This window comes from Lacrimispora brassicae (assembly GCF_054772055.1).
Map to the genome: position 1 here is coordinate 90,777 of NZ_BRYH01000062.1, position 14,065 is coordinate 104,841.

Genomic DNA, 14,065 nt, shown 5'->3' on the forward strand with positions numbered 1-14,065 from the left:
GAAATTCAACTGTCTCTTCCGGCTTTTTCCTGTTAAGCCTATATATTTTCCTGGAACACCAGCCTTTGTATGGCCCATGCAACTCCGTCTTCCGAATTGGATTTTGTATGGTATTTTGCCGCGTCCCGGATGCAGGTCATGGCGTTTTCCATGGCAACAGTCCAACCGAATTCCGGTGTGAACATGGATAAGTCATTGTCACTGTCTCCAAGGACCATCACATCCTCAAGGGAGATTCCCTTGCTTTCCGCATAAGCTTTTAGGGCAGGCCCTTTCTGGGCGGCCTGGTTGGTCAGCTCAATGTTATTGGGGAAGGAAGAGGCCGCTGCCAGATCCGGATAGTCTGCGAAGATTTCCTTTAATGCCGCAACCTTATGGACAGGAAGCCCGTTGCTGCATATTTTAAATATTGTAATATCATCAGGAAGCTCCTTAAGGGAAGAAACAAAGGTCATGGATTCCAGCCGCTTCTTTACTGCATCTTCAATCTCCGGGGAAATGGAAGCAGAGGACCCGGCCCTGCCGCTTAAAAAGGAATACAGTTCCTTCTGTCTCCGGTCTTTGGGGGCAGTGGTATACCGCCCATCCGAGGCCATAATATCCATATCCGCCTGCTGCGACTGAAGGATCCGTTCAATATCCACCAGGTTCTGAGGGGTGAGAGGAACCTCATTCAGAGTTTCGCCATCCTGACTGTATACGGTAGCTCCGCTTAAGCAGATGTAGCTGCACGTAATATCACAGGCCTCCATAGCGGCTCTGGCGTCTTCATAATCCCGTCCGCTGCAGATTAAGAATTCAATGCCGGCGCTTTCAAGCCTGCGGATCGCATCTGCATTGGCTTTTGTAATTTTGGTCTGAGGGTTTAAAAGTGTGCCGTCCATATCGGAGGCGATCAGTCGGATGCTCATGGCAGGTAATCTCCTTTATCTGTTGATATATTGGTATGCTTATACTAAGCTTATCCTAAATTAACCGGTTCGTCAATGCAGAGGGGCCGGAGAGTCCTAATTTCATCAGATTTCATATCCCGGCCATACATTTTCCTTTTCTTTTTTACAATCCCCACATATCGCTTTTAAATCAGCCATGGCTTTTCCTTCCTTTTGTGGCACCACAGACGAGTGATGCATGTTTTCGGCTGACTGTATCCGCTTTTTCCCATACTTCCTGGTCCTCTGGACCAGGTTTCCAGTTCTGTTTCCCAGGCTTTTATCCGTGGAATCCTTCTCTTGGCAGGAAGGAGGACATGGTACTGTGCCTGGTTTTTTGAAATATTGTTATAATTAATGTGATAATTTACACAATTATTTAATGAAAAATATTTCCATATATCTGAATAATATCTATTAAAAACGAAAATATTTACATTTTTTTATATACTTTGCACTTAAAAAAACGAATTTTGAAAGAAAACCTATTGACAACTTGGCAGCCAAGTGATATTCTAATGCCAACAACTTGGCTGCCAAGTTAGAAGCGATGAAAATACAGCAAAAGGAGGAGAAGATGGAAAAATTAAAGATGATGCATATCGGGATCTCCAAAGGCGATGTGGGCCGGTATATTTTTCTGCCGGGAAGCCCGGAGCGGGCGGAAAAGATAGCCGCTCATTTTGACAACCCAAGAGAGATTGCATACAACCGTGAGTTCAGGACCTTTGTAGGGGAACTGGACGGAACAAGGGTGGCTGTTACCAGTACGGGCATCGGAGGACCGTCCGCCGCCATTGCCATGGAGGAGCTTTACCAATGCGGCGGGGATACCATGCTTCGCATCGGTTCCGGGGCTTCCACCTCATCAAAGGTGAAAACAGGGGATATTGTGATTCCCAACGGAGCCATAAGGATGGAAGGCGTGGGCAATCATTACCTTCCGGTGGAGTTTCCTGCAGTTCCGGATTTTTTCATGATCAAAGAGCTGGAGGCAGCCTCCAAAAGGCTGAACATGCCTTACAATGTGGGAGTCACCATCACAAAAGCATCCTTTTACAGTCAGACCCAGCCGGAGAAAAAGCCGGTAAAGGATGAACTTCTTCATAAATGGAGCGCATACGAGGCAGGCGGAGCCACCTCCACCAGCATGGAATGTTCCACCCTGTTTCTGGTTGCGGCCAGCTTGGGGGTCCGGGCGGCCTCTGTTTTAGTAAGCGCCACCGATTATAAAGAGACTTCACAGGAGGACAGGGTACCGCTTATTGAACTGGAAAACAGGGTGATCCTGGTTGGCATTGAGGCGATGAGAGCTATAATAAAAAATGATCTAGTGGGGGAATTGGTATGATGGACTGCAACAAGCTGCCGCTTTTAGAGGAGGACATTTCAGAAAATCTGGTCATGCCCAACTACGTAAAAATTTATGATATTATTTTCAATTTAATCGTAGAAGGCGTGATCAAGGCAGGAGATGTTGTTCCAAGTGAAAATAAGCTGGCTGATTACTGGAAGGTCAGCCGCGGCACAGTCAGAATGGCTATGAGAAAGCTGGAAGAGGATGGATACATAAATAAGACCCAGGGGAAACAGGCTGTGGTTGCCACACATGCGCTGCAATACAAGGACGGCTTTCAGTGGCTGTTTAACCCTTGCATTGAAAACTGTGTGGATGCCATTGATGAAATCAGGGTTTCTGCCCAGTACCAGCCCTGCGGCGTTTACGTTGCCCATGAGCTGGGCTATAAAAAGCCGGGAGATCTAATGGTTTCTACCAGTACGGATTATTTTTCCAATGGAAGGCAGATGGCAAACACGGTCACCATCTTTGATGCGGAGCATATTGAGAAGTTCCAGCTTGATGTGAATGATATAGAAAAAATGAAGGAATTCAACACCTATGGGCTGTACCGGCTGGCTAAGCGGGCGAAGACCGTATTCAACGTTATGAATGCGGATGCAGATTCCTACATTGCAGGAATCAATAAAAATGAACCGGTCATTATTGTGGAAGAGATCCTGGTGGATGAGGGGGACAGGCAGCTTAGCTATGCCAAGCACCAGCTTCTGGGAAGCAAATACCGTTTTTCCATGGAGCGTAAGTCTCATTTGTAATTAAAAAGGGGAAGGCCAGCCAATGGGTTACAGGCGGGAGGAGAAGCTCTTTTTAAATATGCTGCAAAACCAACGGAAATGATTCAGCAACTGAAAGGAGAAAGGGAATGAAAAAAACGTTAAGTCTGATTATGGCAGGAGCACTTGCCTGTACCATGCTCACCGCATGCGGCAAAACAAATAACAGCGCTCAGACCACTGCCGGAGCACAGGAGCAAACAAAGGAAACAGATACAGCAGGCGGAGAGAAGACTCCCGCAAAGCCGTTAAAGGCGGTGTATCTGGTAAACGGAAACTTAGGGGACAAAGGCTTTTACGACTCCGCTGCCAGCGGCCTTTACCGTATGAGAGATGAGCTTGGAGCCGACATAAAGGTGGTTGAAATGGGCCGTGACGAGACCAGCTATGAAGGGCATTTCACAGATGTATCCGAGCAGGATTGGGATGTTGTTATTGCAGGCACCTGGTCGGTGAAGGAGGTGGCCCAGAATACAGCCGCCCAGTATCCTGACAAAAAGTATATCTTCTTTGACAGCGATGTGGACCGGAGTGTGGTAACCGAGGGAAATATGATGGGCATTACATACAATTCCAACCAGGGCTCCTTCCTGGCAGGAGTCCTGGCTGCCCAGATGCTTGACTCCGGCGATAAAAAGATCGATGCTTCCAAGAGGACTTTAGGTTTTATCGGTTCCATGGATGTGGCAAACATCAATGACTTCCTGGTGGGATATCTGGAAGGCGTGAAATACGTAGATCCAACCATCAGGGTGATTCCCTCCTATGTAGGTTCCTTTGAGGATGTACCAAAGTGTCTGGAAATGACCACCCAGTTATACAATCAGGGAGCTCAGATCGTATATGCACCGGCTTCCCAGAGTATTCTGGGCGCGGCAACTGCAGCCAGCAACGTTGACAAATACTTAATCGCCTGTGACCAGGACTTATATACCCAGCTAAAGGATACCAACCCTGAGATCGCAAAGAACATTCTCACCTCTACCTTAAAAAATGTGGGAGATTCCCTTGTTACAGCAGCAAAGGGCCTTGTGGACAGTTCCATGACCTGTGACCAGACATATGCCCTGGGTCTTGACAGCGGCGCTGTGGGCCTGGCTGAGAATGATAACTTTAACAGCATCGTTCCTGAGGATGTTAAGAAGAATCTTGATTCAGTAAAGGACAAGATCATCAAGAGTGAAATTACCGTGGGAAGTGCCATGAAAATGACTACGGAAGAAGTCTCCGCATTGCGTGACAGCATGAAATAAGCCTGTCATTGAAACCATAGGGCAGCAGCAAAAGATATAATCGCCTTGACTTTGCTGCTGCTTTTTCCAAAAGGATTTTTAAGGAGTAAAAGGATGGAAGAGAAAAAAGAAGTATTGCGGGTGGAAAATATCGTTAAAGTATACTCCAATGGCGTAATGGCGAATAAGGGGATCAACTTCTCTGTACATGCCGGAGAAATCCATGCGTTGTCCGGGGAAAACGGGGCAGGAAAATCCACTTTAATGAAAATCATTTTTGGCGAAGAACAGCCGACCTCAGGGGATATCTACGTCAATGGTGTAAAAACCATCATTACTTCCCCCCAATTAGCCATCAGCCTGGGGATCGGAATGGTACATCAGCATTTTATGCTGGTCCCTTCCCTTACGGTTGCGGAGAATGTCATCCTGGGGGCAGAACCCAGAAAGGGCCTGCTGATCGACAGAAAGAATGCCCACAAGCAGGTAGAGGAGATGGCGGATAAGTTCAATATGCAGATCAATCCAAGGGCAAAGATTCAGGAGCTGACCGTGGGCCAAAAGCAAAAGGTGGAGATCTTAAAAGCCCTGTTCCGGGGAGCGAAGATACTCATCCTGGATGAGCCTACCGCAGTGTTGACCCCACAGGAAACCACCGAATTATTTGAGGAACTGAAACGGCTTAAAAACAGCGGCTATACCATAATATTTATTTCCCATAAGCTGAACGAAGTAAAAGAGCTGTGCGACAGGATTTCCATCATCCGCCAGGGAAGGTCCATGGGCCTGTATGATATGAAGGATGTGACGGAACAGGACATCTCCAACCTTATGGTAGGAAGAGACGTTATACTGAACATTGAGAAAAAGCCGCCCAAGATGGGGAATCCAACCATCAAGGTAAAGGATTTAAGCATTGCCGGTGAAAGCGGGAAGGCTTATGTAAACAAATTGTCCTTTCTTTTGAGAGAAGGGGAGATTCTTGGGATCGCAGGTGTGGAGGGCAACGGCCAATCAGAGCTGGCGGAAGCCCTGACAGGGCTTCGAAAGTATAATTCCGGCTCCATTGAGCTGTGCGGCAAGGAAATTTCCGGCAGCAGCATCAAGGAGATCCGGGGGCTTTCTGTTTCTCATATTCCGGAGGACCGGATGACCGCAGGCGTGGCCCCTGCGCTGTCCATTACAGAAAATGCCCTTTCCGATAAAATTTCTTCCAGGCAGTTTTCAAAGGGAGGGATCATTGACAAGCGCAGGGTAAAGCAATACGGGCTTGATGTGGCAAGGGAATATCAGGTGTTGTGCAAAAATCCGGATGTGAGGATCGACAGTCTTTCCGGCGGCAATATCCAAAAGGCAGTACTGGCCCGGGAATTGTCCAGTGATCCTAAGGTCATCATTGCCAACCAGCCTACCAGAGGCGTGGATGTGGGAGCCACCGAATTCATCCGGAAAAAGCTGATTAAAATGAGAGATAACAAGAAATCCGTATTGCTGATCAGCTCGGACTTAAATGAAGTACTGGGATTATCTGACAGCATCATGGTCATGCATGAAGGCCAGATCGTGGCGTATTTTCCTGATGCAGGGATGATCAGCGAGCTGGAGCTGGGAAAATATATGCTTGGCATTGAAAAGCAGTCTGATGCAGAGATAAAGGAGGTTTGTCATGGACAGTAACAAACGAATACACCTGATCGTGGATATTGCAAAGCTGATGATCACAATTCTGGTGTCCTGCGGTCTGGTCACGGTCATTGTATTAGGAACCAGTTCTGAACCGATGAATGCTTTTTTCAGCTTTTTTATCGGTCCCTTTACTTCCTTTCGCCGTATCGGCAATATTGTGGAGGCAGCAGCCCCCTTAATGTTCACGGCCCTGGCCGTTATCCTGATCTTTGGAGCCGGGCAGTTTTCCATGATCGCAGAGGGCGCTTTTTTCATCGGAACCCTTGGCGCAATGATGGTTGCAACCTCCATCTCCCTGCCTGGGGGAATCCATTCGGCAGTGGCATTGCTGGTGGCTGCAGCCATGGGCGCAACCGCAGCCTTGATCCCTGCTCTGTTAAAAATGAAATGGCAGGTTTCAGAAGTTGTGACCTCTCTGATGCTAAATTATATCGTCCAGTTTTTTGCCATCTACATGGTAAGCTACTATTTTCGTGAGATCAGCAGCTCAAGCCTTGCTTCCATTGCATTTCTGGACACCTCTATGCTGCCGGTGATCATAGAAGGTACCAGGATCCACGCCGGAATCATTCTTGCGGTGGTCCTCTGCCTGCTCACTTATTTCCTGCTTTTCCACACCACCTTTGGAATGAAACTGAGAATCGTGGGAAACAATCCGAAGTTTGCAAACTATTCGGGAATAAAGGTCACCGGCATCATGTTAGCTTCCCAGGTGATCGCAGGAGCCCTGGCGGGAGTGGGCGGCGGGGCAGAGATTTTAGGCATGTATACCCGGTTTAAATGGACTGCAAGCCCGGGATATGGCTGGACCGGAATTGCCGTGGCCCTGCTTGCCAGAAATAATCCCCTCCTGGTGCCTCTGGCAGCTCTCTTTATGGGATATCTCAATGTGGGGGCAAACATCATGGCAAGAAACAGCGATGTCAGCAGCGAGGTGGTAAAGATCATCCAGGGAGTCATGATACTGATGATCGCAGCCGAGGCTTTGCTTAAAAAATGGAAGCAGAGAATGATCGTAGAAGCTGCAAAGGCAGAAACAGGAATGAAACACCCTGCGGGTATACCACTATGTCCAAAAAGCGTGGACGGTAATAATGAAAGGAGAAGTAGTAAATGATTGATTATTCATTTATCATGGATTTCCTTTTTATGTGGATCCGTGTGGCAACTCCTATTTTACTCACTTCCCTGGGGGCAGTGATCTGCGAAAGAACGGGAGTGGTCAATCTTGGATTAGATGGGATCATGCTCATTTCCGCCCTGTTCGGGGTCCTGGGAAGCGCATGGGGAGGAAATTTGTTTTGGGGACTTGTGGCAGGTGTAGGTGCGGCCCTGATCGTAAGCGGGTTTTTTGCATACTTCCATCTGATGTTAAAGGCCAATGCCGTTTTATGCGGTACGGCAATCAACACCATTGCCGGAGGGCTTACGGTCTTTGTGCTCCAGCTTGCAACAGGGGAAAAAGGCTCCAGTTCATCCTTAAAAAGCTTCAGCTTTCCCGCGGTGAACATTCCCGTCATTAAGGATATTCCTGTGGTGGGAGATGTTTTATCCGGCCACAATGTGATCACCTACTTTGCCTTTCTCATGGTAATCGTCATATCGGTCTTTTTATACCGTACTCCCATGGGGCTTCGGATGAGGGCCGTAGGGGAAAATCCCAGCGCAGCTTCCAGCGTAGGGCAGAATGTGGTTAAGATCCGGTTTCTGGCTATTTTATTATGTGGTGTTATGGCGGGAATGGGAGGAATGTATTTATCCATGGGTTATTTATCCATGTTTACCAGGGATATGGTGGCCGGCCGTGGCTTTATCGCACTTGCGGCCTGTGCCATGGGGCAGGCAAATCCTGTGGGAGCCTTGATCTCATCCATGGTATTTTCCTTCTTTGACGGCCTTTCCAATATCCTGCAGCTTTTACAGATTCCGTCGGAGTTTGTGCAGATGCTGCCTTATGGGGCCACCATTTTAGGTCTGACCGTTTACTCCATCCAAAAGCAGCGAAAAAAAAATAAGAAAAATAAGGAGATACAGCAAAATGTCATTAAATAAAGATGAAAAAACCATTGGAAAAAGACAGTACCACATCCATTTAAGTCCGGGAGACATCGGCGAATATGTTTTGCTTCCAGGCGATCCGGCCCGTTCTGACAGGGTGGCAAAATATCTGGAGGATGCCAGGCTGGTGGCCAATAACCGGGAACACCGCACCTTTACAGGATATTATAAAGGGGTAAAGATTTCCGTCACCTCAACGGGAATGGGCTGCCCGTCGGCAGCCATTGCAGCGGAAGAACTGATCAATATCGGCGCAAAATGTCTTATCCGGATCGGAAGCAGCGCAGCGCTTCAGGAGGGGATTAAAATCGGCGATCTGATGATTTCCACCGCTTCCATGAAAAATGAAGGAACCTCCAGGTTTTACATGCCGGACTGTTTCCCGGCGGTACCGGATTTTGATTTGACAAGAGTGCTGATCGACACGGCAAAGGCCATGAAGGATGAGATTTCCGGCAGCCTCTATTATGGCATCAATGCCACCGATGATGCGTTCTACGGAGAAACCGAGGAATGGATCGAGAAATTATCAAAGCTTGGCTGCTTAAATGTTGAGATGGAAAGCTCCGCCCTGTATACGGTCTGCCACCGCCGGAAGGTAAGAGGGGCCATGATCAGTGCCGTATCCGGCAATATTGTCACAGGGGACGTAATCTATGAAACAGAGAATACGGGACTGGCAGCCGGCTGGGATGATGAGATCCGGGTGGTGCTTGAGGCAATCTGCCGCTTTGATAAGGAGAAGTCATTGAATATTCCATTATAAATAGGAAAGAACAGGGGAAGACAGGATATGCAGGAAAAAAGGATGATGCATCTGAGCGTCACCAAAGATCAGATAGGACAGTATGTATTCTTGCCGGGAAGCGTGGAGCGGGCGGCTAAAATAGCGGCTTATTTTGATAACCCGGTGAAAATAGCCCATAACAGGGAATATCTTACTTACACAGGAACCCTGGCAGGCGTGACCGTTTCCGTTACCAGCACAGGGATCGGCGGACCTTCCTCGGCCATTGCCGTAGAGGAATTATATGAATGCGGCGCTCATACCATGATGAGAATAGGCTCCTGTGCATCCACCTCTCCAAAGGTCAAGGTTGGGGATGTGATCATCCCTAACGGGGCGGTGAGGATGGAAGGAACAGGGCTTCATTATCTGCCGGAAGAGTTCCCGGCAATACCGGATTATGAGATGGTGAAGGAACTGGAGGCAGCGGCAGGGAAACTCAATATTCCTTATAATATAGGAGTGACTATTTCAAAGGATTCCTTTTATACAGAGGTTTCCCCTGAGACAAAGCCGGTGTATTATGAGCTGAAGAGCAAATGGGAGGCTTACGAAAAGGGGGGAGCAACCAATTCCAGCATGGAATGTGCTACCTTGTTCCTGGCAGCCGCCTCCCTGGGCATCAGAATGTCCTCCGTCATGATCAGCGCCACCAACTACAAGAGCTACACCAATGATCATAAGGACTATCCAAGAGAGTGGGAGGACCGGGCCATCCAGGTAGGAATCGAGGCAATGACACAGATCATTAAGAAGGACAGGAAAGACCGTTCATACGGCGCGTAAACGGCCGTACCGGAACCGGTTAGAAAAGAGGGAATAATGAAAAATAAAAATTCAATACTATTAAAAAATGTCCGTTATATCGTAACATGTGATTCACAGGATCGGGTGCTTGAACATACCAATGTATACATAGAAGACGGCAGGATCATTGATATGGGCCACAAGGAATGGCAGGCGGATACCATACTTGACGGAACCAACATGTCCATGTATCCGGGGTTAGTCAATACCCACCATCATTTATACCAGATCTTTACCCGCAACCTGCCCCAGGTCCAGTCCATGGAGCTTTTCCCCTGGCTGATAACCCTTTATGAACTGTGGAAGAACCTGGATGAAGAGGTGGTCCGTTTTACCTCCCTTCTGGGAATGGGGGAGCTGATGAAAAATGGCTGTACCACTTGTTTTGATCATCATTACGTATTCCCGGAAGGCAGGAACGGGATCATTGAATCCCAGTTGGAAGCGGCTGGCCAGTTAGGAGTACGGATGCATGTATCCAGAGGAAGTATGTCCTTAAGCAAAAAGGATGGAGGCCTGCCCCCGGATTCTGTGGTCCAGAATATAGATGCCATATTAAAGGATTCCATGAGGCTGGTGGAGGAGTTTCACGATCCGGCTCCTTTTTCCATGAGACAGGTAGCCCTTGCACCCTGCTCCCCCTTCAGCGTGACCTCTGATTTAATGAAGGAGTCGGCAAAGCTGGCCAGAAGCCTTGGCGTGCGTCTGCACACTCATTTGGCGGAGACAAAGGATGAAGAGCGGTTTACGGTGGAAGCCTATGGAATGAGGCCCTTAGAATACATGGAAAGCCTGGGCTGGCTGGGAAAGGATGTATGGTTTGCCCATGGGATCCATTTTAATGATGAAGAGTTAAAAACCCTTGCCAGGACAGGGACAGGAGTGGCCCACTGTCCCATTTCCAACATGAAGCTTTCCTCAGGAGTGGCCAGGATCCCGGAGATGCTGGACCTTGGGATCCCTGTAGGTCTTGCGGTAGACGGCAGTGCAAGCAATGACGGTTCCAATATGCTGGAGGAAATGAGAGTGGGGTATCTGCTGCACCGGCTGCAATACGGTCACAAAGCCCCCGGAGGATATGAGCTGTTAAAGCTTGCAACTGCCGGAGGAGCCAGGATACTGGGAAGGGATGACATCGGCACCCTGGAGCCGGGAAAGGCAGCGGATTTTTTCCTTGTGGATACCAGACGCTTTGAACTGGTGGGAGCCATGGAGGATCCAAAGGCAGTTCTGGCAACGGTGGGGCTTAAGGGGCCGGTTGACTATACGGTGATCAATGGAAGGATCACAGTGGAAAAGGGACGGCTGGTCACCATCGACGAAGAAAAGACTCAGAAGGCGGCTCAGGACAGCTTTCAGAAATTTATAAAAAAATCCCTGTAGCAGGCCAGCCCATCCCTGCCCTGGATGAGGGAATAGATTTTAAGCCACTGGAAAGGAAAGAAATGAATGAAACATATTATAGTGGATTGCGATACAGGCATTGATGATTCAATCGCCATACTATATGCTTTAAAAAGTAAAAAGCTTCATGTGGATGGCTTTACCACCGTATACGGCAATACCTCATCGATGCAGGCGGCAGAAAACACTCTGCGGCTGATCAAACTGGCCAAATGCGGTTATGACATACCGGTGATCGTAGGTGCAAATGAGAGCATGACCGGAGGGGCTGAGCCTTACCCGGTCCATATCCATGGAGACAACGGCATCGGCAATGTTGAATTGCCGGAATCAGAGCAAAAGCCTTTGAATGAGGCTGCTGCGGACTTTATAATAAGGAAGGCAGAGGAATTTCAGGGGGATTTAACCATTGTTACCCTGGGACGGCTGACCAATATAGCGGCGGCTTTAGAAAAGGATCCAAGGCTTCCATATAAAATAAAGCATATGGTAGTCATGGGAGGGGCTTTTCATAAGCCGGGCAATATCAGCGCCTATGCGGAAGCGAATATCTACGGAGATGCAAAAGCCTCTGATATTGTGTTCCGGGCAGGCTTTCCCATGACAGTGGTAGGCCTTGATGTCACCATGGAAACATTCATATCCGCCCAGGATATGGCTCTGCTGGGCAAGTACTGCAGGGAGGAGAACCGGGAGGCGGTTGGGTATATACAGTCTGCCATGGAGTACTATTTCCGGTTCAGCTATGAATCCATGGGATGTCTGGACTGCTCCGTTGTCCACGATCCGCTGGCAATGATAATCGCTGAGGATCCTTCCATTGGAGAATACCGGATGGTAAGGGCTGCAGTGGAGTATGAAAATCAAGAGTTCCGGGGCATGATCAAAATGGATGAAGGTTTTATCCCGGTCTATGATCATGATGAGATCCGGTATTGCATCCGGGTGGATTCTCATCTGGCGGTCAGGAGGCTGCTTTCAGTTTTTTAAGGTCATAAAAAGGAATGATTCTTTTCCATTCTGCAGGATCCCGGAAAATTTCAGGTTAACAGCCTGAGAGATAACATCTTCCAATAGGAAAAAAGCTACCGCTTGCACGATTTGAGAATAAGTGGTAACATTATCCAATAAGACGGCAGGGAATTCGCTGTTAAGAAGCTGCTGTACATTTGGGAGGATATTATGAGTGAAAAACAACGCTATGAGCTGTACTGTGAGTTGATTCGGGATCTGGATACGGGGTGCGGACTTATTATGGAATACGATTCACTGCTCCACGATTATAAGGGAACTCCCCTCTACCAGGCAGAGGCCCAGATCTTAAAGATGGTGGGCCAGCAGCCTGGCATCTCCGCTGCCGAGTGCTCCCGTACATTAAATAAAACCTTAAGCGCCTGCTCTCAGCTCATCAAAAAGCTGCGGGCCAAGGAATGGATTTTACAGAAAAGGAACGAAAGCAATAACCGGGTCTATAACCTCTACCTCACCGAATCCGGGAGGGAACTGTTCTTAAAGCATCAGGAATTTGAAAGCTATTGCTATGAGCGAACCTATCATCTGCTGGACTCCTTTTCCCAGGAAGAGCTTGGAATCTACCGGCGCATCCAGCAGAGGTTAAACCAGGGCTTTATGCTGGATGTGAAGGACAGCCGGGAATTTAACAATGATTTCTCCCAGCGGACGAAAAAGACAAGCCCTGCAGTTGAGAAGAAGAAAACGGCGCACAGTTGATACCATTTAGCTGTGCGCCGTCCCTTTATCTGTGAAACACGTAACGCTCCAGCCGTTGGAAAGCCTCTTTCACACAGCTTAAGGGAAGGGCTAAATTCAGGCGGATGTGGCACGGTCCGTGAAACATCCGTCCGTCCTGCCAGGCCACGCCTACGGCCCAGCCAGCCCGCTCTAACTCCTCAATGGTCTTTCCATTCTCCTCACACCACCGGCTGCAATCCAGGAACATCATATAGGTCCCTTCCGGTTTTGAAAGAGTCACCCCGTGAAAATGTTCTCTGATATAATCACAGGCATAGTCTACATTACCGGTGATGACCTGACACAGTTCATCCACCCATTCATAACCTTCCGGCCGGTAGGCTCCCAAAAGGGCATGCATGGACAGCACGTTCATGTCGTTGTAATGGGATAAGGAGGACTCCTTTGCCACCCGTTCCCGAATCCATTTATTGTAGATGATATGATAGCTTCCCACAAGACCTGCCAGGTTAAAGGTCTTAGAGGGGGCGTACAATGCCACTGTCCGCTGCCTTGCGTCCTGGCTGACACTTTGGGTAGGAATATGCTCATGGCCTGCCAATATGATGTCGGACCAGATTTCATCGGAAATCACAAAGACATCATACTTTTTGTAAAGCTCCATGGCCTTCTCGATTTCCCACCTTTCCCACACACGGCCGCAGGGGTTGTGGGGAGAACAGAAGATGGCGGCATGAATTTTCTTTTCCGCCAGCTTTTTCTCCATATCCTTAAAATCCATGCGCCAGATGCCGCCCTCATCCAGCCTTAAGGGACTGTGGACGATGTTGTAGCCGTTGTTTTCCACGCACATGGTAAAGCCGATGTAGGTGGGAGAATGAAGCAGCACATTGTCCCCTTTGGAGCAGAATACGTTTAAGGCGCTGACAAGGCCGCCCAGAACGCCGTTTTCATATTGGATGGCCTCCTTTGTCAGGCCGGTGACCCCGTTGCGCCTCTCGTGCCAGCGGATGATGGAATCATAATACTCGTCAGGCGGGGTGAAATAGCCGTAGGCCGGATGCTTCGCCCTTTCGATCATTGCCTCCGGTATGGTGGGGACCGTGGGAAAATTCATGTCCGCCACCCACATGGGAATGGTGTCAAAACCCTCTCCCGGCAGCTCCGGGGCAAAACCTGGGTTCGCCCCCAGTCCATCAACAGCGATGGCGTCCTTTCCGTGTCGGTCCATAATGCTGGTAAAATCGTATTTCATAGCAATTTTTCCTTCCTTTCTGAACTACATCTTTTTAAACTATATTTGATAGAAGAGG

The 14,065-nt window shown here is 48.6% G+C and carries 13 protein-coding genes; 11 read left to right on the plus strand and 2 right to left on the minus strand.

Going from position 1 to position 14,065, the window contains the following annotated elements; genetic code table 11:
• Positions 1-38: 38 nt before the first annotated feature.
• On the minus strand, positions 39-911 hold the full coding sequence (locus tag ACYVD3_RS26465; protein ID WP_460645493.1) for a Cof-type HAD-IIB family hydrolase: 873 nt from the start codon (positions 909-911) through the stop codon (positions 39-41).
• A gap of 598 nt (positions 912-1,509) precedes the next feature.
• Here ACYVD3_RS26465 and ACYVD3_RS26470 point away from each other — a divergent pair.
• The 11 genes from ACYVD3_RS26470 (at position 1,510) to ACYVD3_RS26520 (ending at position 12,770) form a co-directional block, all read left to right on the plus strand.
• Positions 1,510-2,283: a nucleoside phosphorylase gene (locus ACYVD3_RS26470; protein WP_460645494.1), complete on the plus strand. Its 774-nt coding sequence runs from the start codon at positions 1,510-1,512 to the stop codon at positions 2,281-2,283.
• Positions 2,280-3,047, plus strand: coding sequence for a GntR family transcriptional regulator (locus tag ACYVD3_RS26475; protein ID WP_460645495.1), 768 nt, complete (start codon positions 2,280-2,282; stop codon positions 3,045-3,047). The genes ACYVD3_RS26470 and ACYVD3_RS26475 overlap by 4 nt, the downstream gene beginning before the upstream one ends.
• Positions 3,048-3,154: 107 nt before the next feature.
• Positions 3,155-4,318, plus strand: a complete 1,164-nt coding sequence (locus ACYVD3_RS26480; RefSeq protein ID WP_460645496.1) for a BMP family ABC transporter substrate-binding protein — start codon at positions 3,155-3,157, stop codon at positions 4,316-4,318.
• 93 nt (positions 4,319-4,411) lie between these two features.
• Positions 4,412-5,974, plus strand: a complete 1,563-nt coding sequence (locus ACYVD3_RS26485) for an ABC transporter ATP-binding protein (RefSeq protein WP_460645497.1) — start codon at positions 4,412-4,414, stop codon at positions 5,972-5,974.
• The gene (locus tag ACYVD3_RS26490; protein ID WP_460645498.1) at positions 5,964-7,100 is read left to right on the plus strand and encodes an ABC transporter permease; all 1,137 of its coding nucleotides are present in this window, start codon (positions 5,964-5,966) and stop codon (positions 7,098-7,100) included. The genes ACYVD3_RS26485 and ACYVD3_RS26490 overlap by 11 nt, the downstream gene beginning before the upstream one ends.
• The gene (locus ACYVD3_RS26495) at positions 7,097-8,035 is read left to right on the plus strand and encodes an ABC transporter permease (RefSeq protein ID WP_460645499.1); all 939 of its coding nucleotides are present in this window, start codon (positions 7,097-7,099) and stop codon (positions 8,033-8,035) included. Before ACYVD3_RS26490 ends, ACYVD3_RS26495 begins: the two co-directional genes overlap by 4 nt.
• Positions 8,022-8,807 (plus strand): nucleoside phosphorylase, encoded by a 786-nt coding sequence (locus tag ACYVD3_RS26500; protein ID WP_460645500.1) that lies wholly within the window; start codon positions 8,022-8,024, stop codon positions 8,805-8,807. The genes ACYVD3_RS26495 and ACYVD3_RS26500 overlap by 14 nt, the downstream gene beginning before the upstream one ends.
• Before the next feature lie 27 nt (positions 8,808-8,834).
• Positions 8,835-9,614 (plus strand): nucleoside phosphorylase, encoded by a 780-nt coding sequence (locus ACYVD3_RS26505; protein ID WP_460645501.1) that lies wholly within the window; start codon positions 8,835-8,837, stop codon positions 9,612-9,614.
• A 36-nt stretch (positions 9,615-9,650) separates the two neighbouring features.
• Positions 9,651-11,018: an 8-oxoguanine deaminase gene (locus ACYVD3_RS26510; RefSeq protein ID WP_460645502.1), complete on the plus strand. Its 1,368-nt coding sequence runs from the start codon at positions 9,651-9,653 to the stop codon at positions 11,016-11,018.
• A gap of 66 nt (positions 11,019-11,084) precedes the next feature.
• Positions 11,085-12,029, plus strand: coding sequence for a nucleoside hydrolase (locus ACYVD3_RS26515; RefSeq protein WP_460645503.1), 945 nt, complete (start codon positions 11,085-11,087; stop codon positions 12,027-12,029).
• A 192-nt stretch (positions 12,030-12,221) separates the two neighbouring features.
• Complete coding sequence (locus ACYVD3_RS26520; protein WP_460645504.1) at positions 12,222-12,770, plus strand: MarR family winged helix-turn-helix transcriptional regulator; 549 nt, start codon at positions 12,222-12,224, stop codon at positions 12,768-12,770.
• A 25-nt stretch (positions 12,771-12,795) separates the two neighbouring features.
• Here the strand turns inward: ACYVD3_RS26520 and ACYVD3_RS26525 are convergent, their stop codons facing one another.
• Complete coding sequence (locus ACYVD3_RS26525; RefSeq protein WP_460645505.1) at positions 12,796-14,007, minus strand: MalY/PatB family protein; 1,212 nt, start codon at positions 14,005-14,007, stop codon at positions 12,796-12,798.
• Positions 14,008-14,065: the final 58 nt, after the last annotated feature.

Excerpts from the sequence above, each read along its gene's own strand:
- ACYVD3_RS26475 (WP_460645495.1), top strand. The coding sequence starts at position 2,280 with ATGATGGACTGCAACAAGCTGCCGCTTTTAGAGGAGGACATTTCAGAA.
- ACYVD3_RS26520 (WP_460645504.1), top strand. The coding sequence starts at position 12,222 with ATGAGTGAAAAACAACGCTATGAGCTGTACTGTGAGTTGATTCGGGAT.
- ACYVD3_RS26465 (WP_460645493.1), bottom strand. The coding sequence starts at position 911 with ATGAGCATCCGACTGATCGCCTCCGATATGGACGGCACACTTTTAAAC.
- ACYVD3_RS26485 (WP_460645497.1), top strand. The coding sequence starts at position 4,412 with ATGGAAGAGAAAAAAGAAGTATTGCGGGTGGAAAATATCGTTAAAGTA.
- ACYVD3_RS26495 (WP_460645499.1), top strand. The coding sequence starts at position 7,097 with ATGATTGATTATTCATTTATCATGGATTTCCTTTTTATGTGGATCCGT.
- ACYVD3_RS26480 (WP_460645496.1), top strand. The coding sequence starts at position 3,155 with ATGAAAAAAACGTTAAGTCTGATTATGGCAGGAGCACTTGCCTGTACC.
- ACYVD3_RS26505 (WP_460645501.1), top strand. The coding sequence starts at position 8,835 with ATGCAGGAAAAAAGGATGATGCATCTGAGCGTCACCAAAGATCAGATA.
- ACYVD3_RS26510 (WP_460645502.1), top strand. The coding sequence starts at position 9,651 with ATGAAAAATAAAAATTCAATACTATTAAAAAATGTCCGTTATATCGTA.
- ACYVD3_RS26500 (WP_460645500.1), top strand. The coding sequence starts at position 8,022 with ATGTCATTAAATAAAGATGAAAAAACCATTGGAAAAAGACAGTACCAC.
- ACYVD3_RS26490 (WP_460645498.1), top strand. The coding sequence starts at position 5,964 with ATGGACAGTAACAAACGAATACACCTGATCGTGGATATTGCAAAGCTG.
- ACYVD3_RS26525 (WP_460645505.1), bottom strand. The coding sequence starts at position 14,007 with ATGAAATACGATTTTACCAGCATTATGGACCGACACGGAAAGGACGCC.
- ACYVD3_RS26515 (WP_460645503.1), top strand. The coding sequence starts at position 11,085 with ATGAAACATATTATAGTGGATTGCGATACAGGCATTGATGATTCAATC.
- ACYVD3_RS26470 (WP_460645494.1), top strand. The coding sequence starts at position 1,510 with ATGGAAAAATTAAAGATGATGCATATCGGGATCTCCAAAGGCGATGTG.